Here is a 21,950-nt window from a genome sequence, read left to right on the forward strand (position 1 = left end):
AACCTCATGCTGCTGATCGACTTTCGCTATTAGCCACCTTTATTAATAGAAGAAAACGATATCTAGGGCGCAAAAGGTTTTTCAGCGATCCGGGTCATCCCGAGAAAAGGATTGGCCTCCACGTAGCGCATCGCCGACTTCATGTCCTTCCAGCCCACGTAACTCATCAACGACTTCAAGTCCCAGCCACTTTGGTGCGCCCAGGTGGCGAAGCCGCGGCGCAGAGAGTGACTGGTGTACTGCTCGGCCGGGATACCGGCGCGTTCAAGCGCCTGGCGCAGTAACGGAATGATGCTGTTGGCGTGCAACCCCTCCTCGCTCAAATGCCCCCAACGATCGATGCCTCGGAATACCGGCCCGCGCACAAGTGCCGCTTCGGTGATCCAGGCGATGTACGCCTGCACCGGGCACAGGCGCTGCAATGCCGGCGTTTGGTAAGTCTTGCCGAGGTTTTCGCGGTCGCTCTTGCTCCGCGGCAAATACAGGGAAATGCCGGAACCCGCGCTGGCCTGCACATGTTCGATCTGTACGCGACACAACTCATCGCTGCGGAAACCGCGCCAGAAGCCCAGCAGGATCAGCGCCGTATCGCGCCGGGCTCTTAACAGAGTCGGCTTATCGTTTTGTGATTTCGCGGTTTGTGCTTCCAGCTCCAGCGAGGCGACCACTTGCTCAAGATGCTGAAGCTGCAACGGTTCGGCCTGTTTCTCCTGAGCCGGGTGCAGCGCGCGAATGCCTTTGAAGACCTTGCGCACAACCGGCGCCTTGGTGGGGTCGGCAAAACCCTGGCTGTTGTGCCACTGCGCGAGCGCTGACAAGCGCAGCTTCAACGTGTTGATCGACAACTCACCGGCGTACGCCACCAGATAACGCGCGACGTTGTCAGCGGTGGCCGGCAGGAAACCGCCCCAACTCACTTCGAAATGCTCGATGGCCGCTCGATAGCTCCGGCGGGTGTTGTCACGCGTGGCGGCTTGCAGGTATCGATCCAGGTCGGTCATGGGCTCATGTCTCGAAGTCGTACGGCTTTTCCGGCGCTATAGCCGTTCCAATGCGCATCACATTGGGTAATACCAGTATATCCCGTATCAATAACTTACACTTTTTCGATTTTAAGTATGCGTGGTACACTGCGCACTTTAGTGGTACGTACCACAGTACGAAATCGTAGGAGAACACATGGCTCGTGGCGGTATAAACAAAGCAGTGGTACAAACAGCGCGCCTGGCTATCCTCGCCCGCGGCGAACACCCGAGCATCGACGCTGTACGCATCGAGATGGGCAACACGGGCTCCAAAACCACTATTCACCGGTATTTGAAGGAACTGGACGACGGTGTCGAACCCGCCGCGCCCTCCTCCGAACCCATCGATGACGAGTTGACAGCGCTGGTCTCACGCCTCGCGCAACGTCTCAAGGAACAGGCGCAGGAGCCCATCGATCAGGCTCGCGCGCAGTTCGAGCACCAACGCAAAGAGCTGGAAACCCAGCTGACCGACGCGCAAGAAGCCAACAGCGAACTACAGCAACAGTACGAGCTTCAAACCCTGGCGCTGACGCAGGAATCCGACACCCTGCAAAACACGCTGTCCATGCTGCAGACCGAGCAAACCCGCAACGCCGGGCTGAACCAGGCACTGGCGGACTTCGAGTTACGCTTGCAGGACAAGGACGAGCAGATCCGCTCCCTCGAGGAAAAGCACCTGCACGCCCGGGATGCGCTGGAGCACTATCGCAATGCCGTCAAAGAGCAGCGCGAACAGGAGCAACGACGCCACGAAGGCCAGGTACAGCAGATTCAGATGGAATTGCGTCAGGCCCAGCAAAGTGCCCTTGTGCGTCAGGACGAAATCACCCAGCTGCACCGTGACAACGAACGCTTATTGACTGAAAACCGTGGCACGCTGCGGGAACTGAGCCTGCTGCAGGAACAGCTCAAGCAGACCCACACTCGCCAGGATCAGTTGCTGGAACAGGTCAACCGCATCGACAGCGAACGCACCCTCCTCCAGGAACGCTTGCGCGCAACGATGCTGGAAAGCCAGTCGCTGAAACAGAATGTGGAAGAGCAGTCGCAGATCAACAAAGCGCTGGAAGTCGAATTGCTCAAGACTCAGGCGAGCCTCGATGAAAGCGTGCGCCTGGCGGCTGTCATTGCGACAGCGCCAGACGCAGCCAAGGCCGATTAACCTGCGACCGGCGTACGCATGGTGACGAACTCTTCGGCGGCGGTCGGATGCACGCCGACGGTGTCGTCGAAGTCGCGCTTGGTGGCGCCCGCCTTCAAGGCGATTGCCAGACCCTGCACGATCTCGCCGGCATCCGGCCCGACCATGTGACAGCCGAGCACCTTGTCGGTCTTGCCGTCCACCACGAGTTTCATCAGCGTGCGCTCCTGGCATTCAGTCAGGGTCAGCTTCATCGGGCGGAAGCGGCTTTCATAGATCACCACGTCGTGGCCGGCTTCGCGAGCCTCTTCTTCGCTCAGGCCAACGGTGCCGATATTCGGCAAGCTGAACACTGCGGTCGGGATCATCTTGTAATCCACCGGACGATACTGCTCAGGCTTGAACAAGCGGCGCGCAACAGCCATGCCTTCGGCCAGTGCGACCGGGGTGAGCTGGACCCGACCAATCACATCGCCAAGGGCCAGGATCGACGGCTCGGCGGTCTGGTATTGCTCATCGACCTCGACGAAGCCTTTCTTGTCGAGTTTGACGCCGGTGTTTTCCAGTCCCAGATTGTCCAGCATCGGACGGCGGCCGGTGGCGTAGAACACGCAATCGGCTTCCAGCTGACGACCGTCCTTGAGCGTCGCTTTCAGACTGCCGTCGGCGAGTTTTTCGATGCGCTCGATGTCGGCATTGAATTGCAGGTCCATGCCACGCTTGGTCAGCTCTTCCTGCAAGTGCTTGCGCACTGCACCGTCGAAGCCGCGCAGGAACAGGTCACCGCGATACAGCAACGTGGTTTCGGCGCCCAGGCCATGGAAAATCCCGGCAAACTCGACGGCAATGTAACCACCGCCCACGACCAGCACGCGTTTTGGCAGCTCTTTGAGGAAGAACGCCTGGTTGGAACTGATCGCATGCTCGTGCCCCGGAATCTCCGGGATCTGCGGCCAGCCGCCGGTAGCAATCAGGATATTCTTGGCGGTGAAACGCTCGCCATTGATCTCGACGGTATTGGGGTCGACGATTTTGGCGTGGCCTTCATGCAGGGTCACACCGCTGCTCACCAGCAGGTTGCGATAGATGCCGTTCAGGCGATTGATCTCGCGATCCTTGTTGGCGATCAGTGTCGCCCAATCGAACTTCGCCTCGCCCGGGGTCCAGCCAAAACCCGAAGACTGCTCGAAGTCTTCGGCGAAGTGCGCGCCGTAGACCAGCAATTTCTTCGGCACGCAGCCGACGTTCACACAGGTGCCACCCAGGTAGCGGCTCTCGGCCACGGCCACTTTCGCGCCAAACCCGGCCGCAAAACGCGCAGCCCGCACACCGCCGGAACCGGCGCCAATCACATAAAGGTCAAAATCGTAGGCCATTTTTCAATCTCCTCGGCAGGCAAACAGCATACTCGCAGACGTCCGTTGGGCAAGCGCTGCAAACGATATGGGGCCAGAAAATGAAAAAGCCACCCGAAGGTGGCTTTTCAATACAAGCAGGTCAGGCGCTATCAGTAAGCCTTGCCGGTCTTGTAGAAGTTTTCGAAGCAGAAGTTGGTTGCTTCGATGTAGCCTTCAGCACCACCACAGTCGAAACGCTGGCCCTTGAATTTGTAGGCAATCACGCAACCATTCTTCGCCTGCTTCATCAGGGCGTCAGTGATCTGGATCTCACCACCTTTGCCTGGCTCGGTTTGCTTGATCAGCTCGAAAATGTCCGGAGTCAGGATGTAACGACCGATGATCGCCAGGTTCGACGGAGCGTCTTCCGGAGCCGGTTTTTCGACCATGTTACGAACGCGGTACAGGTCATCAGCGATCAACTCGCCAGCGATCACGCCGTACTTGTTGGTTTCCTGCGGATCCACTTCCTGGATCGCGACGATGGTGCAGCGATACTGCTCGTACAGCTTGACCATCTGGGTCAGTACGCCGTCGCCTTCGAGGTTGACGCACAGGTCGTCCGCCAGCACTACGGCGAAAGGTTCGTCGCCGATCAACGGACGACCGGTCAGGATTGCGTGACCCAGGCCTTTCATTTCGGTCTGGCGAGTGTAGGAGAACGAGCACTCGTCGAGCAGTTTGCGGATGCCGACCAGGTATTTTTCCTTGTCGGTGCCCTTGATCTGATTTTCCAGCTCATAGCTGATGTCGAAGTGGTCTTCCAGAGCGCGCTTGCCGCGACCGGTGACGATGGAGATTTCGGTCAAACCGGCGTCCAGAGCTTCTTCGACGCCGTACTGGATCAGTGGCTTGTTTACCACCGGCAGCATTTCTTTGGGCATGGCTTTAGTCGCTGGCAGGAAGCGAGTACCGTAACCGGCTGCTGGGAACAAGCATTTCTTGATCATATAAGTCCTTGAAAGGGCTGTGTGTTCGAGTTTCGGCGCAGTCTAATCAGGCGGCGTGCACCTTACAATGCCCCGCGCTGGCTAACCGATGCCATCATAGAGAAATATTCTCGCGGATAGTTCCGCAGATCGTTCCAGTGCCTTTTATAGATAGCAGAAATTCCGGGCGGCGCCGACGAATCTGCCGCCCGCAGATTCGCACTACCATACGCCCATCAGCACCCGCCGAGTGCAATTGGCGCTATCATTGCGCAATTGAACCAGCCAACGAGGCAGATAGATGTCGGTAGCAAAAAGTGTCAACGGTTTCCTGATCAATCAGGCGAAAGACGGCCAGTGGTGGGTAGACAGCGTCAGCGGCGAGAATATCGCCGGGCCATTCCCGACCGAAGCGTTGGCGATTGAAGTGGCATCCGTATTGGAGCTCGAACACCCGGCCCCCAAGCGTCGCGGCAAGGACAAGTCCTGAGACGCGCCTGACTCGACCCAAGCCCTGCCTTGCGCAGGGCTTTTTTACGAATGTCGGCGACGAAGTGGCCTTTCGCTATAACCTTTTGATTCCGGCGCTGTCACAGGCTTAGCCCCATTATCCTGACGACGACCCCAACATGACTAAATTCTTGCCCCTGATTGCGGTATTGGCCCTGAGCGGCTGCGCAACTTCCGAAACCACCTACCTGAACAACGGCGAACAAGGCCTGAGCATCGACTGCTCGGGAGAAGCCAATTCCTGGGCCACCTGCTATGAAAAAGCCGAAGCGTCCTGCGCCGGCACCGGCTATCGAATCGTTGGCACCGACGGCACACCTTCCACCAAGGAAAGTGACAAGACCCTGGGCGTCGACGTGGGCAACTACAAAAACCGCAGCGTCGTGGTGGTCTGCAAGTAAGGCACTTGTGCCCTACATGTGAATTTCAGCGAATTTGATCCCGAGACCGCGCACGGTCTCGATCAGATCATCAAGGCGGCTGAAGGATTCGACTTCATCGTTGTCATCCACCAGAAAATAACTGCGCCCGGCGCTTTTCTTGAAAAACACGATCCATTCCCCCGGGTCCGCCGGATTCTGAATCACATGGGTAGCAGAGATATGACCCTCTGCATGCCGCTCCCGTACCTGCTCTCGCTTCATGCTCGACTCCAGAAATGACAATGCCGCCAAAGCGTTGCTTTGACGGCATCGGTGCTGACTGTCGCTAGTTTATCAGCCGGAGATACACGCGGTGGCGGCATTGCGCACATCCATCGGGCGCAACGGCACATTGGAAATACGCTCATGCAGCTTGATGCTGCTGCCGCTGGAACGCTCTTCAATATCGAATACGGCCGCAGGGCCAGAGGAAAACTTCTGCGGCACGATGACCCGCACGCCTTCCTTCTCCTGCGGTTCGACTTGCAGGGCACCGCGACTGCTGGCCAGTTTTTCGGTCAGGCACTGCGCGTATTCACTGGGCTTCTTGCCGGAAATCACGTTCATGGTGGGCAACGACTCGTTGATTTCCGAGACACTCGCACAACCACTTATCGCCAAAGCAAACGGCAAGACCCACGCACCCCACTTCATATAAAACCTCCGATAAAGACCCTCCGACAGCACAAATGCTGGTTTTCTCCGAGGCTCACTGCTTTTATCGCTCATGGAATTCCGAATAACTGTTTTTAATTGTCAAAGCACACCCCGACGACCGGATAATAACCTGTTCGGGCTGATAAACTGCGCCAATCGCCCATGCTATCGTTTTGATTTTGTAGAAAAAGCCCTTCTGGAGGCGCCTCATGAAATTTATCCACCAGCGCGAGCACCTCAATGAAGACGACATCGTCGTCATCCAGTGCTCCCAAATGTGCAACATCCGCTTGATGAACGACGCCAATTTCCGCAGCTTCAAGAATGGCGGCCGTCACACTTACCATGGCGGTGCGTTCGACACCTTCCCGGCCCGCATTACTGCACCGAGTACCGGTTTCTGGAACATCACCATCGACACCGTCAACCGTCGGCCGATCAGCGTGACCCGCAAACCGACCCTGACTCACTCGATCAAGATCATCCGCCGCTCCACCTCGAAACTGAGCTGAGCAATGCCCGACACGACTATTAAGCAGGTATGACCGTGGCCCAAACGACCAAGTACGTCATCAAATACAAACTCAACGGCGAGCGCCGTTTCGAATTTGCCCAGCTTGAAAATGGCACCGAAGCCGAAGCCAGAGCCGCGCTGGACGCGATTCATGGCCAGGGCGACGACGTCATCAGCGAGATCAGCGTCAGCAAAGCGCTGTAACGGGATTCGGAGCGACAATGTGGATGTCTGCTCCATCCGTTGAATTCGACCGCAAGCCCCGGAGTGTTCACCCAGGCAACGCTCCCTAGACTGGCCACCTCGACCTTTGGTTAAGGAGTCAGAACATGTCTACTTCCCCGATTCGTTTCATCAGCGGTACTTCAAGCCTTGGCGTCCTGTTGCTGGCCTCCAGCGCGCAAGGATTGTGCGCGTTGCTGCTCGGCGATGACCTGGAGACGCTAGAACGTGACCTTGCGCGGCGGTTCCCCGGTCAGCCAACACCTCAACGTGATGAAGGCTTGAGGCCTGCGCTGGAACAAACCCTTCGCTATCTCGACAACCCTCTGACTGTGCTCGATTTGCCACTGGACCTGATGGGTAGCGTTTTCCAGCACCGAGTCTGGGAAGCCCTGCGCCAAATACCGCTCGGCAAAACCGCCAGCTATCAGGAGATCGCCCGGCAACTGGGACAACCCAAAGCCTTCCGGGCCGTGGCCAATGCCTGCGGCGCAAACCCGCTGGCAGTCATCGTGCCCTGCCATCGGGTCCTGCGCCAGGACGGCAGCCTCGGCGGTTACCGTTGGGGCCTGGAGCGCAAACGGCAACTGCTGGCGCGTGAGGCGCAGCAATGATCGAGCACGTTCTGGATGCACTCGATTGGGCAACGCTGGAGCGACAACTGGATCATGATGGCTGCGCGATCATCCGCTCGCTGATCAGCAGCGAGACGTGCGATGACATCAGCGCGCTGTACGCCCGACCCGAACCGTTTCGCTCGCAAGTGATGATGGCGCGTCACGGCTTCGGCCGTGGCGAGTACAAATACTTCCGATATCCGTTGCCAGAGATCGTCGCCGCTTTGCGCAACGCGCTCTACCCTCGACTGGTGCCGATCGCCAATCGCTGGTACGAGCAAATGGACCTGCCGGTGCGTTTCCCGGAAAGACATGCTGCGTTTCTTGAGCGCTGTCATGCCGCCGGTCAGGAACGACCCACGCCGTTGTTGCTGCAATACGGGCCACAGGACTACAACTGCCTGCATCAGGATCTGTACGGCGAACACGTTTTTCCGCTGCAAGCGGCGATTCTTCTGTCAGAACCGGATGAAGATTTCACCGGCGGCGAGTTTGTCCTGACCGAGCAACGCCCACGGATGCAGTCGCGCCCCCAGGTTATCGGATTGAAAAAGGGTGACGCGGTGATCTTTGCCGTCAAGCAGCGACCGGTCAAAGGCGTTCGCGGCTATTACCGGGTCACCCTGCGCCACGGCGTGAGTCGCCTGCACAGCGGGAAACGGCATACCCTTGGCATCATTTTTCACGACGCGTTATGACTTTATGAACCCGACCACTTTCGATCTGTTTGCCGTCTCGGAGCCCGCACAGCCACCTCGGCGAGAGCAGATTGGCGAACAGTCCTACGTCTTGAGAGGCTTTGCCCTGCCGTGGTTGGAGCGATTACTGCCCGCGCTCGAGGCCGTTCTGGCAGCCGCGCCGTTTCGGCAGATGGTCACGCCCGGTGGCTTTACCATGTCAGCGGCCATGAGCAGTTGCGGCACATGGGGCTGGACCACTGACCGCAGCGGTTACCGCTATTCCCGTCATGACCCGTGGACCGATGCCCCCTGGCCGGACATGCCAGCGGTCTTTTTTGAGCTCGCGCAAGCTGCGGCACTGGAAGCCGGCTTTGCCGATTTCGTGCCCGATTCCTGCCTGATCAACCGCTATATCCCTGGCGCGAAGATGTCATTGCACCAGGACAAGGACGAAGCGTCCTACGCAGCGCCGATCGTTTCGGTGTCGCTGGGCCTGCCGGCGATGTTCCTGTTCGGTGGTTTTGAACGCAGCGACAAAAGCCAGCGGGTACCGGTGTTCCATGGCGATATCGTGGTCTGGGGCGGCGTCGATCGCCTGCGTTATCACGGGGTTCTGCCGATCAAGGAAGGTCAGCATCCGCGCATGGGCGAGCAACGGATCAACTTCACCTTTCGTACCGCACAATGAGCCCGCGAATTTGACCGCAAGACCCGGAGTGCAGCGCCCCTGCCGGCTGGTTAATCTGAATCAAACGGGTCAACGGACATGAAGCCATGACAATCACCGAGAACGATCCCCGCTGGGCCGCCGTCGTCGCCCGCGATCCCCGCGCTGACGGGCAGTTTGTGTATGCGGTGAAAACCACCGGCATCTACTGCCGCCCCAGCAGCCTGGCGCGCTTGCCGAAGCCGCAGAATGTCGAGTTCTTTGACACGGCCGAGCAGGCCCAGGCAGCGGGTTACCGGCCGAGCAAACGAGCGGCAAAGGATCAGAGTGACGTCGCCGCGCAACATGCTGCGACCGTCGCAGCTGCTTGTCGCCAGATCGAGGCGGCCGAGCATTTGCCGGCGCTGAGCGAACTGGCCGACGTCGCGGGCCTGAGCAGTTTTCACTTTCACCGTGTGTTCAAGGCCGTTACCGGGCTGACGCCCAAGGGCTATGCCACGGCCCACCGCTCACGCAAGGTTCGTCAACGCTTGACCGGTGGAGGTTCGGTGACCGAAGCCCTGTATGACGCCGGTTTCAACTCCAACAGCCGTTTTTATGAGGCAGCGGATCAACTGCTGGGCATGAAACCCGGTGATTACCGCGCCGAAGGCCAGAACAACGACATTCGCTTTGCCGTCGGCCAGTGTTCGTTGGGGGCGATTCTGGTGGCGCAGAGCGTACGCGGTGTTTGTGCGATTTTGTTGGGTGATGATCCGCACCAATTGGTGTGCGATCTTCAGGACAAATTTCGGCGGGCCAACCTGATTGGCGCCGATCATGAGTTTGAGCAACTGATCGCCAAAGTCGTCGGTTTTATCGAAGCCCCGGCGATCGGCCTGGATTTGCCGCTGGACGTTCAGGGCACGGCATTTCAGGAGCGCGTCTGGCAGGCGTTGCGCGAGATTCCGGCGGGCAGCACCGCCAGCTACGCCGATATCGCCCAGCGCATCGGCGCACCGAAAGCCGTGCGTGCCGTGGCTCAGGCCTGCGGCGCGAACAGTCTGGCGGTGGCGATCCCGTGCCACCGCGTGGTGCGCAGCGACGGCAACCTGTCGGGTTATCGCTGGGGGGTGGAGCGCAAGCGGCAGTTGCTGGAGCGTGAGACGCCGTAATCAGCGATTCACATCCACCACCACTCGACCGCGCAACTGACCGGCGAGTAAACGCGGCGCAGCTTCGATCGCTTCACTCAAACCGATCTCGTGACTGATCAGTGGCAGCAACGCGAAGTCCAGATCCTTGGCCAGGCGATTCCACGCCAACACCCGTTTGGCTTTCGGCTGGGTCACGCTGTTGATTCCGGCCAGGGTTACGCCACGCAGAATGAACGGTGCGACGGAAGCTGGAAAATCCATGCCTTGCGCCAGACCACAGGCGGCGACCGTGCCGTTGGCCTTGGTGCTGGCACAGGCGTTGGCCAGGGTGTGACTGCCGACCGAGTCGATCACGGCCGCCCAACGCTCCTTGGCCAGCGGCTTGCCCGGTTCGGACAGCGTAGCGCGGTCGATGATTTCGCTGGCGCCCAACTGCTTGAGGTAGTCGTGCTCGGAGGTGCGGCCAGTGGACGCGACCACCCGGTAACCGAGCTTGCTCAGCAACGCGATGGCGAAACTGCCTACACCGCCGTTGGCGCCCGTGACCAGGACGTCGCCCTGCTCTGGCGTCACGCCGTTATGCTCCAGCGCCAGAATGCTCAGCATCGCCGTGTAGCCGGCCGTGCCGATGGCCATTGCCTGGGCAGCCGTGAATTCCCGGGGCAATGGAATCAGCCAGTCGCCATTCAGACGCGCTTTCTGCGCCAATCCGCCCCAATGCCCCTCGCCGACACCCCAGCCATTGAGTACGACCTGATCACCGACCTTGTAGTCCGGATGCTCGCTGACTTCGACAGTCCCCGCCAGATCGATACCCGGCACCATCGGGAATTTTCGCACCACCGGGCTGCTGCCGGTGATCGCCAGACCGTCCTTGAAATTCAGCGTGCTATACGCCACCCGCACTGTCACATCGCCCTCGGGCAGTTGATCGTCATTGATCTCTTGCAGTGTGGCCCGGTAATCGTTGTCGTCTTTGTCGATCAAAATGCCCTGGAACATCGTCGTCTCCTCATCGATTCACTCGGTTGTGTGCAGTTGAAATATCACACTGCAACATTCTGCCCTACCCGACTTTAAGCCAATCCGGGTGTCTCCATCACATGTGATTGCCCAGCCCATGCAAAAATCGATTGGTCTAGCGCCCGCCATAGCTGGTACAAAACCCGTTCCTGCCGTGACACCGGAGAACCTTGAAAATGAGCCAATGGCCAGACACCCGAATTCTTGATCTGCTTGGAATCGAACTGCCCATCATCCAGGCGCCGATGGCCGGCGCTACAGGGTCGGCCATGGTGATCGCGGCGAGCAATGCCGGCGGCCTGGGCTCGATGCCTGCGGCCATGCTGAGCACCGAACAATTGCGCGAAGAATTGAAGACGATCCGCCAACAGACCCGGCGCCCCTTCAACGTCAATTTCTTCTGCCACCAACCGCCGGCCGCCGATGAGCACCGTGCTCGGGACTGGAAGAATCTGCTGGAACCCTACTACCGGGAACTGGGCGCGGATTTCGACGCGCCGACGCCGGTGTCCAATCGCGCGCCGTTCGATAACGCGACCTGCGAAGTGATTGAAGAATGTCGCCCCGACGTGGTGAGCTTTCACTTTGGCCTGCCGGAAAAATCCTTGCTGGATCGCGTCAAGGCCACCGGCGCAAAAGTGCTGTCTTCCGCAACGACCGTCGAAGAAGCGATCTGGCTCGAGCAACACGGTTGCGACGCCATCATCGCCATGGGCTACGAAGCCGGAGGCCATCGAGGCATGTTTCTCAGCAACGACCTGAGCAGCCAGGTGGGCCTCTTCGCGCTGGTGCCGCAAATTGTCGACGCGGTGAAAGTACCGGTGATTGCTGCCGGCGGCATTGGCGATGCACGGGGCGTCGCGGCGGCGTTTCTGTTGGGCGCTTCGGCGGTGCAAGTGGGGACGGCGTACCTGTTCACGCCGGAAGCCAAAGTCAGCTCTTCCCATCACAAGGCACTGCGCACGGCCAAGGAAAGCGAGACCGCTGTCACCAACATTTTCACCGGCCGCCCGGCGCGGGGAATTCTGAACCGGGTCATGCGTGAGCTCGGGCCGATGAGCGACAAAGCGCCGGCCTTCCCGCTGGCGGGGGGAGCGTTGATGCCATTGCGAGCGAAGGGGGAAGCGGATTTCAGCAACCTTTGGGCCGGGCAGGCCTTTACGTTGGGGGTTGAAATGACGACGGCGGAGCTGACGCGGCGTTTGGCCGAAGAGGGATTGGCAAAACTACTACACCGGTAGGCACACAACCTGTGGCGAGGGGATTTATCCCCGCTCGGCTGCGCAGCAGACGCAAACTACTTGGATGTCGGCCGAAAAAGCGGGGCCGCTGCGCGACCCAACGGGGATAAATCCCCTCGCCACAAACAAGCTCCCTCACCACATGATTTCCGGCGCCAGATGCAATCCAGGTCCAACACATTCCGTTTGCAGGCATTTCGCTATATATTTGTCTATATAGCGTTATCACCCCCTCGCTGCACAGCCTGCCACGGAGCCGTTTCATGACCATTCGTGCCTCACGTTTTGCCCCAACCTGCCTGGCGAGCCTGCTCGCGGTGTTCGCCATCGGCGCTGCCCAGGCCGATGAAGTCCAGGTCGCTGTCGCGGCCAACTTCACCGCGCCGATCCAGGCCATCGCTGCCGATTTCGAGAAAGACACCGGGCACAAACTGGTCACCTCCTTTGGGGCAACCGGCCAGTTCTACACCCAGATCAAGAATGGCGCGCCGTTCGAGGTGTTCCTCTCGGCGGACGACACCACCCCGCAAAAACTCGAAACCGAAGGTGACACGGTCAAGGGCTCGCGCTTCACCTACGCCGTCGGCACCCTGGCGTTGTGGTCGGCCAAAGACGGTTATGTCGATGCAAAGGGCAACGTGCTCAGCGACAACAAGTATCAGCATCTGTCCATCGCCAACCCGAAAGCCGCACCTTATGGCCTCGCCGCCACTCAGGTGCTGGCCAAGCTGGGCCTGACTGACAAGGTCAAAGACAAGCTCGTTGAAGGCCAGAACATCACCCAGGCTTATCAATTTGTCTCAACCGGTAACGCAGAACTGGGCTTTGTAGCCTTGTCGCAGATCTACAAAGACGGCAAAGTCACCAGCGGTTCGGCGTGGATCGTTCCGGCCGACATGCACGACCCGATCAAACAAGACGCGGTGATCCTCAACAAAGGCAAGGACAACCCGGCCGCCAAGGCGTTGGTTGACTACCTCAAAGGTCCGAAAGCCGCTGCTGTCATCAAGTCCTACGGTTACCAACTCTAAATGACCCTATCGAGTGCCGACTTTTCCGCGATCTGGCTGACCCTGAAACTCGCGTCCCTGACGACGGTCATCCTGTTGATCATCGGCACTCCGATTGCGTTATGGCTGTCGCGCACCCAGTCCTGGCTGCGCGGCCCGGTCGGGGCGATCGTCGCCCTGCCCCTGGTGTTGCCGCCCACGGTGATTGGTTTTTATCTGTTGCTGGCACTCGGCCCTAACGGCTTTGTCGGCCACTTCACCCAGTCACTGGGGCTCGGCACCCTGACATTCAGTTTTGCGGGGCTGGTGATCGGTTCGGTGCTCTACTCGATGCCGTTCGTGGTCCAGCCGCTGCAGAACGCTTTTTCTGCCATCGGCAGCCGTCCGCTGGAAGTGGCCGCGACCTTGCGCGCCAATCCCTGGGACACCTTTTTCAGTGTAATCCTGCCGCTGGCCCGACCGGGTTTCATCACGGCGGCGATCCTCGGTTTCGCCCATACCGTCGGCGAATTTGGTGTGGTACTGATGATCGGCGGCAACATTCCCGACAAGACCCGCGTGGTCTCGGTGCAAATCTACGATCACGTCGAAGCCATGGAATATACCCAGGCCCACTGGCTGGCCGGGGCCATGCTGGTGTTTTCGTTTGCCGTGTTGCTGGCGCTCTACTCCAGTCGCAAAACCAAAGCAGGCTGGAGCTGATCGATGATTCAAATGCGCCTGAAACTGAACTACTCGGGGTTCGCCCTGGATGTCGATCTGCAACTGCCGGGGCGTGGCGTCACCGCGCTTTACGGTCACTCCGGCTCGGGCAAAACCACCTGCCTGCGCTGCATCGCCGGCCTTGAACGGGCGGAACAGGGTTTCATCCAGATCAACGATGAAATCTGGCAGGACAGCCACAGGAAGATTTTCGTCGCGCCGCACAAACGCGCGCTGGGGTATGTTTTTCAGGAAGCCAGTCTGTTTCCGCATCTGTCGGTACTGGCGAATCTGCAATTCGGTCTCAGGCGAATCCCGAAACAACTGCGCCGGGTCGACATGGCTCACGCGACTGAACTGCTGGGCATCGGCCATCTGCTGGATCGTCACCCACAACACCTTTCCGGCGGCGAGCGTCAGCGCGTCGGCATCGCCCGCGCGCTGCTGACCAGTCCGAAGCTGTTGCTGATGGACGAACCCCTGGCCGCACTGGATTCCCAACGCAAGAGCGAAATCCTGCCTTACCTGCAACGCTTGCACGATGAACTGGACATTCCGGTGCTGTACGTCAGTCATTCCCAGGATGAAGTGGCGCGACTGGCCGACCACATCGTCCTGCTCAGCGACGGCAAGGCGCTGGCCAGCGGCCCTATCGGTGAAACCCTGGCCCGTCTCGACCTGCCGCTGGCGCTGGGCGATGACGCCGGCGTCGTGATCGAGGGCCATGTCAGTACGTATGACGCCAACTATCAATTACTGACCCTGCAACTGCCGGGCACCGCGCTGAACATTCGCGTGGCACACACCCCGATGGATTCCGGCCAGGCACTTCGCTGCAAGGTTCAGGCGCGGGACGTCAGCCTGAGTCTGCAAAGCGTCGAGCACAGCAGCATCCTCAATCGTCTACCGGTGACGGTGGTCAGTGAAATGGGCGCGGACAACGCCGCCCATGTGCTGATTCGCCTGGACGCAGCGGGCACGCCGCTGCTGGCACGGATCACCCGTTACTCCCGGGATCAATTGAACGTGCACCCCGGCCAGCAACTCTGGGCGCAAATCAAGGCAGTGGCAGTGCTCTCGTAAATCCGCTGGCACATCTGCAAAGGCCTGCGGTCAATGGCTGTAACGGCCCCTGATTCGTTGCCAAGGATTACTGCCATGCCCGATTCCGCACTGCCCGACGTGCTGCCGCCCGACCTGCACTATGTCGACGACACCCAGCCCGGCATCACGCGCAAGAAATTGCGCGGCAAGTTTTGCTACTTCGAACCCACGGGTCAGCGCATCACTGACGCCGATGAAATCAAGCGCATCAACGCCCTCGCCGTGCCTCCGGCCTACACCGACGTATGGATTTGCGCCGACCCGCGCGGGCATCTGCAAGCCACCGGCCGCGATGCCCGGGGGCGCAAACAATACCGTTACCACCCGCGCTGGCGTGAAGTGCGCGATGCCGATAAATACTCGCGGTTGCGGGACTTCGGGCTCGCCCTGCCGAAGCTGCGCAAACAGCTTGAAACTTTGCTGGAGGCACCGGGCTTCAGCCGCGACAAAGTCATGGCCACGGTCATTACCTTGCTGGATGCGACGCTGATCCGGGTCGGCAATACGCAGTATGCGCGGGACAATCGGTCCTATGGGTTGACCACCCTGCGCAACCGTCACGTCGAGGTCAACGGCAGTGCGATCCGCTTCCAGTTCCGTGGCAAGAGCGGTGTCGAACACCAGATCACCGTGAAAGACCGGCGCCTGGCGCGGATCATCAAACGCTGCCAGGAGATTCCCGGGCAAAACCTGTTTCAGTACCTGGATGAAAACGGTGAACGGCACACCGTCAGTTCCTCCGACGTGAATGCCTACCTGCAAACCCTGACCGGTGCCGACTTCACCGCCAAGGATTACCGCACCTGGGCCGGCAGTGCATTGGCGCTGGCGGTGCTGCGTGAACTGCAGTGGGAACCGGAGTCGGATGCCAAGCGCCATGTGGTGGAGATGGTCAAGAACGTCGCCCGGCAACTCGGCAATACCCCGGCGGTTTGTCGCAAGTGCTACATCCACCCGGCGGTGCTCGAGGGTTTCCTGCTGGGGGCCTTGGCCGAGTTGCCGCGCCCCAGAATCCGTAAGGGCCTCAGGGCCGAAGAGGTCGGGCTGGCGATGTACCTGGAACGAATGATCGAGGCGTCTCAACCGACGAACTGACCCGTGCATTTTTTGCACGATCTCGAATGCCTTCTATAGTTGATGTGACAGAAATTAGCTTCGGTGACGCCATGGAAGACATTTTCGTTGTGAAGCGCTGCAACAAGATCATCATTCATGGTCGCCGGGACGGGGAATCCAATCATCAGCCACCTGACGCTGAATGCTGGTACCGCATCGCCGATACCCGCACCAATGGCTTCATTGGCGACGGCTATGAATTTGAAGAAGATGCGTATCGGGCCTGCCATCAACTCAATGCCCGATCACAAGTGACGGCCCGACAAGGCTGAAGTCCGGGTCTATACTGAAAATGGCTGAGGGAACAGCGACCCCATCGGCAGAAAGCTCGCTCCAAGCGGGCTTTTTGTTGCCAACTGCCAGGTTTCTTGAACGGAGGTGTTTGCCATGTCCGAAAAAGAGTCCATCACCACCCTGCTCACTCTGCTTGATTCCCGCCAGGCTCGATTGGCGGCGGCGTGCAAGGAAATCGCCGACTGGGTCGATCATCAAGGCGGGCACCCGACCGCCCTCAGAATTCGTGATCGCCTGAACGACATCGAGAAGGACACGCCACTGATCCGCAGTACGCTGTCCTCGCTCAAGCCTGTCGACCGTCCGCTGCCAAGGTTCAGATGATTCAATCCGGACACCGGACACGCGAGCACGGTCTGATTCAGGGCCCATGAACGGCGACGTCTTTCGTCACCGTGCGCATACTTGCCTGATCATTACTGCTGAACCCAACCCGGCCTGGCGCCGGGATTTTTTTTCCCGGCCATTTCACACAGCGTTCACAACTCACCCCGTACAGTGAACCTACTCCTTTAAAGAACCCCTTGGCCCGCCCGCATGCGGGCCATTTTTTTGCCTGTCGCCCGGTCACCGAACGTCACTACTTGCGCGAGGTCCAACGATTACACGTCACGAAGGAGGCGTCTGATGGTTACTCACTTCAAAGTTGGCGGGCATCTGGCCTGCGGTCACAAAGGAAGCAAACTCACCTCGACCACTGAACTGACCCGGGTGAAATGCAGAAGCTGCCGAAACACCGATGCGTTCAAGGATGCGCGCAAAGACCAGCGAAACGCTGCACGCCGTGCCGCACGCAAAGCCAAGGTCACTCACACCGCCAATGACTGGCGCGCAGCATGGGTAGAACGGCTTACCGCGATGGACGGGCTGCAACGATTGCCTCGTGGTTTTACCGGTCAACCTTTCGTTTAGCAGACAGATCTGGCGGTTGCGATATCAGTTCGTCCCAGCCGCCAACCCGGTGATTTCACGCAAAGCCATTCGCTTGAACGCTTCAACCAGTCCGCGCCCTTCTTCGGGTGCACACGAAATGGCCAGGCGCATGGTCGCTTCGCCCAGGTGCCAGATCAAGAATGCCGAGGCCCGAACCTGCTCCGCGTCACTGCCTGGATACACCCGCAGCATCACGTCAGCCAGCAGCCCGCCGGCAATCCGGCTTTCCTGTAGTTCCAGCGCCATAAGGTGTTTGTCTGCCTGCATGCCCGACCAGATGTCGCGCATCGCCGGTGTCGCCAACACGATCTCGTAATACTCGTCGAGCAGCGCAGAAAAGGCTGCCTGCAACCCTTGCGCGTCTTCAACCGCAGCCAGCGCCGCCTCGATACAGCGACGGCTTTCGGCGTTGTAGCGCTCTGCCAGGGTCTGTATGACCGAGCTCTTGTCAGGAAAATACTGATAAAGCGAGCCGATCGAAATCCCGCAGCATTCGGCGATTTCACTCATTTTGAGTTGATCGCTGCCCTTGCTCGCCGTCAATTGCGTCGCCGCCGCCAGGATTCGCTCCTGACGCTCGCGACTGCGTTGTTGAGTTGGATTGCGCCGGGCTGCCTCGGAGACAGGCTGCTCAACGACTTCGGTGGTTTTCCTGGGCACTGGCGCGCTTCCCGATCAATAACATGACATAGGCTCACCTTAGCACTGCCCGTACGTCGGTTTCATCGATTCTGCCGGTTGACGTTAAAACGTGAGGATCTATCATCTTTTAAACATGAGCATCACTCACATTAAACCGATGGAGATGAACGCGATGAAATCAACCCATGAAACCATCCTGATTCTCGGCGCTACGGGCAAAACCGGGCGGCGAATTGTTCAGCGATTGCAAGCGCAGGGAGTGACTGTCCGCTTGGGCTCCCGAGGGGCAGATCCTGCTTTCGACTGGGAGGATCGAAGCACCTGGGCCGCCGCGCTCGATGGCGTTCGCGCCGCCTACATTTCGTTCCAGCCAGACCTGGCGGTGCCCGGTGCCGTCGAGACCGTGCAGGCCTTCACCGATCAGGCGGTCAAGAGTGGCGTCCGCAAACTGGTGCTGCTATCGGGGCGTGGCGAAATTGAAGCGGAACAAGCCGAACGCGTCGTTCAGAACAGCGGAGCCGACTGGACCATCCTGCGGGCCAGCTGGTTTTTTCAGAACTTCAGCGAAGCCCACTTTCTCGAACCGATTCTGCAAGGAGAACTGGCCCTCCCGGTCGGCAACATCGCCGAACCCTTTGTCGACGTGGAAGACATCGCCGAAGTCGCGGTCGAGGCACTGACCCAACCGGGGCACGCAGGCCAGCTGTATGAACTGACGGGGCCGCGAGCATTGACCTTCGCTGAAGCCGTCGCGGAAATTGCCCGTGAGACGAATCGGGACATTGCATTCGTTGCAGTACCGCCGGACGCCTATCGCCAGGCACTGGAACAGGCGCAGCTACCCGCCGAATTGATCGATCTGGTGCTTTATCTCTTCACGACCGTACTCGACGGCCGCAATACACCGGTGGCCGATGGCGTACAACGTGCGCTGGGGCGCCCGGCGCGGGACTTCAGCGACTATGTTCGACGCACTTCTGCCACAGGTATCTGGGCAAGCGAAGAGTGATATTGAAGCGTACCGCGCGACCATTAAGTGATTCAGTGTGCATCGGTTAATGCACACTGAATACATTATTAGTGGTCTTTTTGTTTTCATCGATCAACCAGACTGAAACACCGTCGCTGCGCACGGTATTGCACTCCTTCCCATACTCTTTATAAGTCACGCAGATCACGTCTCCAGCCACCGTCCAATTCCCTTTTACTTCCGAGTAATTAGCGATCTTGATCACCGCCGCTCCGCCAGGGCTCAAGGTTTGCCAGAATCTTTCCCCCTTCTCGGTGCGGCTCTGCAGCTCACGGCCGACCAGAACATGCCGTATCTCCTCGCCGCTAAGCTGCTTCGCATTGGGTGGCGCCGGAGAGTGAGCATCCTTAGGAAGGCCTGTAGAACATCCCGCTAAAAATAACGCTACAGATAAGGCAGTCATTAATTTGATCATCACTTCACCTTTTCTATTTTTTATAGACGGACATCGAGCTTTAAGACTAGATAGATCTAAAACGACGGATATACCAATTGACTATAAATTCAATAGCGTCGTAAGCCGCTCCCCTTTTTGGCGATAGACCGTTTCCTCAACTAGGATTTCTAACGCATCGCAAAGGCGCCAACCGTAGTGTGGAGACTGATCAAGGAGTGATTAAATGACACCGATTCGTATGGCGGAGAAAACCTACCGCACCTGGTCCAGCCCGATCTTGCTGGAGCTCAAGGAGAGAGAGCATCAGCTGGAGCCTGCAGCTCGCCAGGCACTGCAGAATATTCTGGTGGAAAGAAGACTGATTGATGTCGGAAGCCCTACCGGCATCGAGCGACGCGGGAAACAGGAAAGCGATGGTCAAAAATAAAGGCTCTGGCGTTCCAGTCACAAGGGCTCACTACTGCGTAGGCAGGCAAGCCTGGCTCTGTGCGCGGGCTAGCCGGGCAGCATCAAACGCAGTGGAATTCCAGCGTAGCGCACAACCCTGTCGAGGTACGATTCTCTAACCGAATCCGCCCTCCCAGGCGATCGGCGATGGCCTGAACGATATTCAAGCCCAAGCCCGCACCCTGATCATTGCCACGGCTGTAGAACCGCTCGAAAAGCCTGTCGCGATCCCCCTCGTTAATCCCCGGTCCCTCGTCCTCGACAGACAGTTCGTAGTGATCTGCTTTTTTATTCAGTCTTACCGTGATCAAGCCGTGCTTCGGGGAAAAGTTTGCAGCGTTGGTCACCAAATTGTTCAAGGCGATATCGATGGCGGCAGAATCGACTCTGACCGGGCCGATTTCGTCGCTGACATCGAAAGCCAGTTCGAGCCCCTTGTTCAACAACCAGGGGGTCAACTGAACCAGGCTCGCGCGCACGGTGGCGACCAGATCAATGGTGGGGGGTGTACGAATCGCTGATTGCGGTTCAAGTCGAGCCATGGTCAGCAGTTGGTTGACCAGTCGGCTGGCACGGTCGACGCCGGCGATCAAATGTTCGAGGGACTCGCGACGATCCTCTTCACTCCCCGCCTCCATCAGGTTCTGTGCATGGACCCTGAGCACCGCCAATGGCGTACGCATTTCATGGGCAGCGTCAGCGATAAAGCGCCGCTCCCGTCCCATCACTTCCTGGATTTGCGCGAGCATGCGGTTGAGGGCCGCCTGCATGGGCTCAAGCTCAGTGGGTAACGGCATCAGTTGCAAGGGTTCCAGTGAGCCTGGATGCCTCGCCCGCAATGTCGCGGCCATATCGACCAACGGTTTCAAACCCCAGCCAATCGCCAGCCAGATCATGGACGCCAACAGCAAACTGCCCAGGATATTGGGCCCCAGCGTATGGCGTACGATCCGGTCCACCAGGTCCGAACGAACATCGTCTCGCTCGCCAACCCAGATGCGCAGGCCGTTCTGTTTGTCTTCGAGCATGAACGCACGCCAGTGACGGTGGTTCAGGTCCACCACATCGCTGAATCCTGGCGTAGCCGGAGGTGTGCCGAAAGACGGCGCACTGGCCGTATGCACCAGCACTTCACCCTTGCGGTTCCAGACCTGGAAGGCAATCTTGGTTTCATAGGGATGACCGTCGACTCTCGGCTCCGCTTCACTCAAGGCCTTGTTGAAGGCCTGATACAGATCGGCGTGTTCCTTGCTGGCCATGGGCATACGCATGACCCCCTGAAGCAGTCGAGCATTCTGAGCCAGCTGAGCATCATAGACTTCGGCGATTTCGTGATTGCTGTCGTGCAGGTTGAGCACGCTCATCATCGCAATGCCGGCGAGCAACAGGCCGATGATCAGCGTCAGCGTGCGTCGCCTGATCGAAGTCATCGGCGCTCCTCCACCAGATAGCCGACGCCACGGATGGTGCGAATCAAGTCGGTGGAGAATTTCTTGCGCAAGTGATGGATATGCACTTCCAGGGTATTGCTCTCGGCCTCCTCGCTCCAGCCATAGAGCAACTGCATCAAGTGATCGCGGGTCATGACCCGCCCCGGAGGCGAGAGCAGTTCATGGAGTAACTGATACTCCTTGGGCGTCAGCGCCACCGGATCTCCCTGATAGCTGACTTGCTGGGTGCCGGGGTTAAGGCTGATACCCGCGTGTTCGATCAACGCCTGGGCGCGACCGGCGCTGCGCCGTAACAACGCTCGCAGGCGCGCCTTCAGCTCGGCCAGGTCAAAGGGTTTGATCAGGTAATCGTCAGCGCCGGCATCCAGTCCGGCGATACGGTCTTCGGTGGCATCCCGAGCGGTGAGGATCAGCACTGGCAAGTTCGACCCGCTGTCACGCAAACGCCGCAGCACTTCAAGGCCGTCCATGCGCGGCAAGCCAAGGTCGAGCACTGCAAGATCGAAGGTTTCACTGAGCAGCGAGTGCAAGGCACTGCTGCCGTCGTGCACCCAGTCAACGGTGTAACCTTCTCGACCCAGGGCCTGATGGATGCCTTCGCCCAACGCTACGTCATCCTCGATCAGTAATAAGCGCACAC

29 protein-coding genes are annotated in these 21,950 nt (G+C 59.0%); 19 read left to right on the forward strand and 10 right to left on the reverse strand.

Annotation, left to right across the window (positions count from 1 at the left end; genetic code table 11):
- Positions 1 to 62 precede the first annotated feature (62 nt).
- Positions 63 to 1,001, reverse strand: coding sequence for a site-specific integrase (locus tag J2Y86_RS04275; RefSeq protein ID WP_253428413.1), 939 nt, complete (start codon positions 999 to 1,001; stop codon positions 63 to 65).
- A 178-nt stretch (positions 1,002 to 1,179) separates the two neighbouring features.
- Here J2Y86_RS04275 and J2Y86_RS04280 point away from each other — a divergent pair, with 178 nt between their 5' ends.
- Positions 1,180 to 2,190, forward strand: coding sequence for a DNA-binding protein (locus J2Y86_RS04280; protein WP_253428415.1), 1,011 nt, complete (start codon positions 1,180 to 1,182; stop codon positions 2,188 to 2,190).
- Here J2Y86_RS04280 and gorA read toward each other — a convergent pair.
- Both gorA and galU read right to left on the reverse strand, forming a co-directional pair.
- Positions 2,187 to 3,545, reverse strand: coding sequence for a glutathione-disulfide reductase (gene gorA / locus J2Y86_RS04285; RefSeq protein ID WP_253428417.1), 1,359 nt, complete (start codon positions 3,543 to 3,545; stop codon positions 2,187 to 2,189). The genes J2Y86_RS04280 and gorA overlap by 4 nt on opposite strands.
- Positions 3,546 to 3,676: 131 nt before the next feature.
- Positions 3,677 to 4,516, reverse strand: a complete 840-nt coding sequence (gene galU / locus J2Y86_RS04290; protein ID WP_056739849.1) for a UTP--glucose-1-phosphate uridylyltransferase GalU — start codon at positions 4,514 to 4,516, stop codon at positions 3,677 to 3,679.
- Between the two features lie 280 nt (positions 4,517 to 4,796).
- Between galU and J2Y86_RS04295 the strand changes: the two genes are divergently transcribed.
- Complete coding sequence (locus J2Y86_RS04295; RefSeq protein ID WP_192416220.1) at positions 4,797 to 4,985, forward strand: hypothetical protein; 189 nt, start codon at positions 4,797 to 4,799, stop codon at positions 4,983 to 4,985.
- 139 nt (positions 4,986 to 5,124) lie between these two features.
- Positions 5,125 to 5,406: a hypothetical protein gene (locus J2Y86_RS04300; protein ID WP_253428419.1), complete on the forward strand. Its 282-nt coding sequence runs from the start codon at positions 5,125 to 5,127 to the stop codon at positions 5,404 to 5,406.
- A 12-nt stretch (positions 5,407 to 5,418) separates the two neighbouring features.
- Here the strand turns inward: J2Y86_RS04300 and J2Y86_RS04305 are convergent, their stop codons facing one another.
- Complete coding sequence (locus tag J2Y86_RS04305; RefSeq protein WP_008031064.1) at positions 5,419 to 5,649, reverse strand: hypothetical protein; 231 nt, start codon at positions 5,647 to 5,649, stop codon at positions 5,419 to 5,421.
- Between the two features lie 72 nt (positions 5,650 to 5,721).
- Positions 5,722 to 6,081 carry a hypothetical protein gene (locus tag J2Y86_RS04310; protein WP_253428422.1) on the reverse strand — a complete coding sequence of 120 codons (360 nt, stop codon included), beginning with the start codon at positions 6,079 to 6,081 and terminating at the stop codon, positions 5,722 to 5,724.
- Positions 6,082 to 6,293: 212 nt separating this feature from the next.
- Here J2Y86_RS04310 and J2Y86_RS04315 point away from each other — a divergent pair, with 212 nt between their 5' ends.
- From J2Y86_RS04315 to ada, 6 genes are all read left to right on the forward strand, one after another.
- Complete coding sequence (locus tag J2Y86_RS04315; protein ID WP_017338604.1) at positions 6,294 to 6,596, forward strand: DUF1883 domain-containing protein; 303 nt, start codon at positions 6,294 to 6,296, stop codon at positions 6,594 to 6,596.
- A gap of 29 nt (positions 6,597 to 6,625) precedes the next feature.
- Positions 6,626 to 6,802 (forward strand): hypothetical protein, encoded by a 177-nt coding sequence (locus J2Y86_RS04320; protein WP_253428424.1) that lies wholly within the window; start codon positions 6,626 to 6,628, stop codon positions 6,800 to 6,802.
- 125 nt (positions 6,803 to 6,927) lie between these two features.
- Positions 6,928 to 7,434 (forward strand): methylated-DNA--[protein]-cysteine S-methyltransferase, encoded by a 507-nt coding sequence (locus J2Y86_RS04325; RefSeq protein ID WP_253428425.1) that lies wholly within the window; start codon positions 6,928 to 6,930, stop codon positions 7,432 to 7,434.
- Entirely contained in the window at positions 7,431 to 8,135 is a 705-nt protein-coding gene (locus tag J2Y86_RS04330; RefSeq protein WP_253428427.1) for a 2OG-Fe(II) oxygenase, read from the forward strand. The genes J2Y86_RS04325 and J2Y86_RS04330 overlap by 4 nt, the downstream gene beginning before the upstream one ends.
- Before the next feature lie 4 nt (positions 8,136 to 8,139).
- Positions 8,140 to 8,805: a DNA oxidative demethylase AlkB gene (alkB, locus tag J2Y86_RS04335; protein WP_253428429.1), complete on the forward strand. Its 666-nt coding sequence runs from the start codon at positions 8,140 to 8,142 to the stop codon at positions 8,803 to 8,805.
- 86 nt (positions 8,806 to 8,891) lie between these two features.
- On the forward strand, positions 8,892 to 9,938 hold the full coding sequence (gene ada, locus J2Y86_RS04340) for a bifunctional DNA-binding transcriptional regulator/O6-methylguanine-DNA methyltransferase Ada (protein ID WP_253428431.1): 1,047 nt from the start codon (positions 8,892 to 8,894) through the stop codon (positions 9,936 to 9,938).
- On the opposite strand, the gene acuI is transcribed toward ada, so the two are convergent.
- Entirely contained in the window at positions 9,939 to 10,922 is a 984-nt protein-coding gene (gene acuI / locus J2Y86_RS04345; protein ID WP_253428433.1) for an acrylyl-CoA reductase (NADPH), read from the reverse strand.
- 197 nt (positions 10,923 to 11,119) lie between these two features.
- On the opposite strand from acuI, the gene J2Y86_RS04350 reads away from it, so the two are divergent.
- The 8 genes from J2Y86_RS04350 (at position 11,120) to J2Y86_RS04385 (ending at position 17,322) form a co-directional block, all read left to right on the forward strand.
- The gene (locus J2Y86_RS04350; protein ID WP_253428435.1) at positions 11,120 to 12,184 is read left to right on the forward strand and encodes an NAD(P)H-dependent flavin oxidoreductase; all 1,065 of its coding nucleotides are present in this window, start codon (positions 11,120 to 11,122) and stop codon (positions 12,182 to 12,184) included.
- Positions 12,185 to 12,447: 263 nt separating this feature from the next.
- Positions 12,448 to 13,215, forward strand: coding sequence for a molybdate ABC transporter substrate-binding protein (gene modA, locus J2Y86_RS04355; RefSeq protein ID WP_253428437.1), 768 nt, complete (start codon positions 12,448 to 12,450; stop codon positions 13,213 to 13,215).
- Positions 13,216 to 13,896: a molybdate ABC transporter permease subunit gene (gene modB / locus J2Y86_RS04360; RefSeq protein ID WP_253428446.1), complete on the forward strand. Its 681-nt coding sequence runs from the start codon at positions 13,216 to 13,218 to the stop codon at positions 13,894 to 13,896.
- 3 nt (positions 13,897 to 13,899) lie between these two features.
- Positions 13,900 to 14,979 (forward strand): molybdenum ABC transporter ATP-binding protein, encoded by a 1,080-nt coding sequence (gene modC, locus J2Y86_RS04365; protein ID WP_253428448.1) that lies wholly within the window; start codon positions 13,900 to 13,902, stop codon positions 14,977 to 14,979.
- A 75-nt stretch (positions 14,980 to 15,054) separates the two neighbouring features.
- Positions 15,055 to 16,095: a DNA topoisomerase IB gene (locus J2Y86_RS04370; protein ID WP_253428450.1), complete on the forward strand. Its 1,041-nt coding sequence runs from the start codon at positions 15,055 to 15,057 to the stop codon at positions 16,093 to 16,095.
- 71 nt (positions 16,096 to 16,166) lie between these two features.
- On the forward strand, positions 16,167 to 16,388 hold the full coding sequence (locus tag J2Y86_RS04375; protein WP_253428452.1) for a hypothetical protein: 222 nt from the start codon (positions 16,167 to 16,169) through the stop codon (positions 16,386 to 16,388).
- A gap of 115 nt (positions 16,389 to 16,503) precedes the next feature.
- Positions 16,504 to 16,734 (forward strand): hypothetical protein, encoded by a 231-nt coding sequence (locus J2Y86_RS04380; RefSeq protein ID WP_253428454.1) that lies wholly within the window; start codon positions 16,504 to 16,506, stop codon positions 16,732 to 16,734.
- Positions 16,735 to 17,037: 303 nt separating this feature from the next.
- Positions 17,038 to 17,322 (forward strand): hypothetical protein, encoded by a 285-nt coding sequence (locus tag J2Y86_RS04385; RefSeq protein WP_214383023.1) that lies wholly within the window; start codon positions 17,038 to 17,040, stop codon positions 17,320 to 17,322.
- A 24-nt stretch (positions 17,323 to 17,346) separates the two neighbouring features.
- Here J2Y86_RS04385 and J2Y86_RS04390 read toward each other — a convergent pair whose 3' ends face one another.
- The gene (locus J2Y86_RS04390; RefSeq protein ID WP_253428456.1) at positions 17,347 to 18,003 is read right to left on the reverse strand and encodes a TetR/AcrR family transcriptional regulator; all 657 of its coding nucleotides are present in this window, start codon (positions 18,001 to 18,003) and stop codon (positions 17,347 to 17,349) included.
- A 154-nt stretch (positions 18,004 to 18,157) separates the two neighbouring features.
- On the opposite strand from J2Y86_RS04390, the gene J2Y86_RS04395 reads away from it, so the two are divergent.
- Entirely contained in the window at positions 18,158 to 18,994 is an 837-nt protein-coding gene (locus J2Y86_RS04395; RefSeq protein WP_253428458.1) for an NAD(P)H-binding protein, read from the forward strand.
- A 46-nt stretch (positions 18,995 to 19,040) separates the two neighbouring features.
- Here the strand turns inward: J2Y86_RS04395 and J2Y86_RS04400 are convergent, their stop codons facing one another.
- On the reverse strand, positions 19,041 to 19,430 hold the full coding sequence (locus J2Y86_RS04400; RefSeq protein WP_253428460.1) for a hypothetical protein: 390 nt from the start codon (positions 19,428 to 19,430) through the stop codon (positions 19,041 to 19,043).
- Positions 19,431 to 19,635: 205 nt separating this feature from the next.
- Here J2Y86_RS04400 and J2Y86_RS04405 point away from each other — a divergent pair, with 205 nt between their 5' ends.
- On the forward strand, positions 19,636 to 19,839 hold the full coding sequence (locus J2Y86_RS04405; protein ID WP_253428462.1) for a hypothetical protein: 204 nt from the start codon (positions 19,636 to 19,638) through the stop codon (positions 19,837 to 19,839).
- Between the two features lie 82 nt (positions 19,840 to 19,921).
- Here the strand turns inward: J2Y86_RS04405 and J2Y86_RS04410 are convergent, their stop codons facing one another.
- Both J2Y86_RS04410 and J2Y86_RS04415 read right to left on the reverse strand, forming a co-directional pair.
- Positions 19,922 to 21,289 (reverse strand): sensor histidine kinase, encoded by a 1,368-nt coding sequence (locus J2Y86_RS04410; RefSeq protein WP_253428464.1) that lies wholly within the window; start codon positions 21,287 to 21,289, stop codon positions 19,922 to 19,924.
- Complete coding sequence (locus J2Y86_RS04415) at positions 21,286 to 21,948, reverse strand: response regulator (RefSeq protein ID WP_253428466.1); 663 nt, start codon at positions 21,946 to 21,948, stop codon at positions 21,286 to 21,288. Before J2Y86_RS04415 ends, J2Y86_RS04410 begins: the two co-directional genes overlap by 4 nt.
- Positions 21,949 to 21,950 lie beyond the last annotated feature (2 nt).

Source organism: Pseudomonas migulae (genome assembly GCF_024169315.1).
Lineage (GTDB): Bacteria > Pseudomonadota > Gammaproteobacteria > Pseudomonadales > Pseudomonadaceae > Aquipseudomonas > Aquipseudomonas migulae_B.

What these genes read in the sequence shown, in the direction of transcription:
- J2Y86_RS04280 (WP_253428415.1), top strand. Translation starts at nt 1,180, where the DNA reads ATGGCTCGTGGCGGTATAAACAAAGCAGTGGTACAAACAGCGCGCCTG.
- J2Y86_RS04300 (WP_253428419.1), top strand. Translation starts at nt 5,125, where the DNA reads ATGACTAAATTCTTGCCCCTGATTGCGGTATTGGCCCTGAGCGGCTGC.
- J2Y86_RS04400 (WP_253428460.1), bottom strand. Translation starts at nt 19,430, where the DNA reads ATGATCAAATTAATGACTGCCTTATCTGTAGCGTTATTTTTAGCGGGA.
- J2Y86_RS04330 (WP_253428427.1), top strand. Translation starts at nt 7,431, where the DNA reads ATGATCGAGCACGTTCTGGATGCACTCGATTGGGCAACGCTGGAGCGA.
- modA (WP_253428437.1), top strand. Translation starts at nt 12,448, where the DNA reads ATGACCATTCGTGCCTCACGTTTTGCCCCAACCTGCCTGGCGAGCCTG.
- J2Y86_RS04315 (WP_017338604.1), top strand. Translation starts at nt 6,294, where the DNA reads ATGAAATTTATCCACCAGCGCGAGCACCTCAATGAAGACGACATCGTC.
- J2Y86_RS04370 (WP_253428450.1), top strand. Translation starts at nt 15,055, where the DNA reads ATGCCCGATTCCGCACTGCCCGACGTGCTGCCGCCCGACCTGCACTAT.
- J2Y86_RS04295 (WP_192416220.1), top strand. Translation starts at nt 4,797, where the DNA reads ATGTCGGTAGCAAAAAGTGTCAACGGTTTCCTGATCAATCAGGCGAAA.
- J2Y86_RS04380 (WP_253428454.1), top strand. Translation starts at nt 16,504, where the DNA reads ATGTCCGAAAAAGAGTCCATCACCACCCTGCTCACTCTGCTTGATTCC.
- J2Y86_RS04405 (WP_253428462.1), top strand. Translation starts at nt 19,636, where the DNA reads ATGACACCGATTCGTATGGCGGAGAAAACCTACCGCACCTGGTCCAGC.
- J2Y86_RS04305 (WP_008031064.1), bottom strand. Translation starts at nt 5,649, where the DNA reads ATGAAGCGAGAGCAGGTACGGGAGCGGCATGCAGAGGGTCATATCTCT.
- J2Y86_RS04350 (WP_253428435.1), top strand. Translation starts at nt 11,120, where the DNA reads ATGAGCCAATGGCCAGACACCCGAATTCTTGATCTGCTTGGAATCGAA.
- acuI (WP_253428433.1), bottom strand. Translation starts at nt 10,922, where the DNA reads ATGTTCCAGGGCATTTTGATCGACAAAGACGACAACGATTACCGGGCC.
- modB (WP_253428446.1), top strand. Translation starts at nt 13,216, where the DNA reads ATGACCCTATCGAGTGCCGACTTTTCCGCGATCTGGCTGACCCTGAAA.
- J2Y86_RS04395 (WP_253428458.1), top strand. Translation starts at nt 18,158, where the DNA reads ATGAAATCAACCCATGAAACCATCCTGATTCTCGGCGCTACGGGCAAA.
- ada (WP_253428431.1), top strand. Translation starts at nt 8,892, where the DNA reads ATGACAATCACCGAGAACGATCCCCGCTGGGCCGCCGTCGTCGCCCGC.
- J2Y86_RS04375 (WP_253428452.1), top strand. Translation starts at nt 16,167, where the DNA reads ATGGAAGACATTTTCGTTGTGAAGCGCTGCAACAAGATCATCATTCAT.
- alkB (WP_253428429.1), top strand. Translation starts at nt 8,140, where the DNA reads ATGAACCCGACCACTTTCGATCTGTTTGCCGTCTCGGAGCCCGCACAG.
- J2Y86_RS04320 (WP_253428424.1), top strand. Translation starts at nt 6,626, where the DNA reads ATGACCGTGGCCCAAACGACCAAGTACGTCATCAAATACAAACTCAAC.
- gorA (WP_253428417.1), bottom strand. Translation starts at nt 3,545, where the DNA reads ATGGCCTACGATTTTGACCTTTATGTGATTGGCGCCGGTTCCGGCGGT.
- J2Y86_RS04275 (WP_253428413.1), bottom strand. Translation starts at nt 1,001, where the DNA reads ATGACCGACCTGGATCGATACCTGCAAGCCGCCACGCGTGACAACACC.
- J2Y86_RS04385 (WP_214383023.1), top strand. Translation starts at nt 17,038, where the DNA reads ATGGTTACTCACTTCAAAGTTGGCGGGCATCTGGCCTGCGGTCACAAA.
- galU (WP_056739849.1), bottom strand. Translation starts at nt 4,516, where the DNA reads ATGATCAAGAAATGCTTGTTCCCAGCAGCCGGTTACGGTACTCGCTTC.
- J2Y86_RS04325 (WP_253428425.1), top strand. Translation starts at nt 6,928, where the DNA reads ATGTCTACTTCCCCGATTCGTTTCATCAGCGGTACTTCAAGCCTTGGC.
- J2Y86_RS04410 (WP_253428464.1), bottom strand. Translation starts at nt 21,289, where the DNA reads ATGACTTCGATCAGGCGACGCACGCTGACGCTGATCATCGGCCTGTTG.
- J2Y86_RS04310 (WP_253428422.1), bottom strand. Translation starts at nt 6,081, where the DNA reads ATGAAGTGGGGTGCGTGGGTCTTGCCGTTTGCTTTGGCGATAAGTGGT.
- modC (WP_253428448.1), top strand. Translation starts at nt 13,900, where the DNA reads ATGATTCAAATGCGCCTGAAACTGAACTACTCGGGGTTCGCCCTGGAT.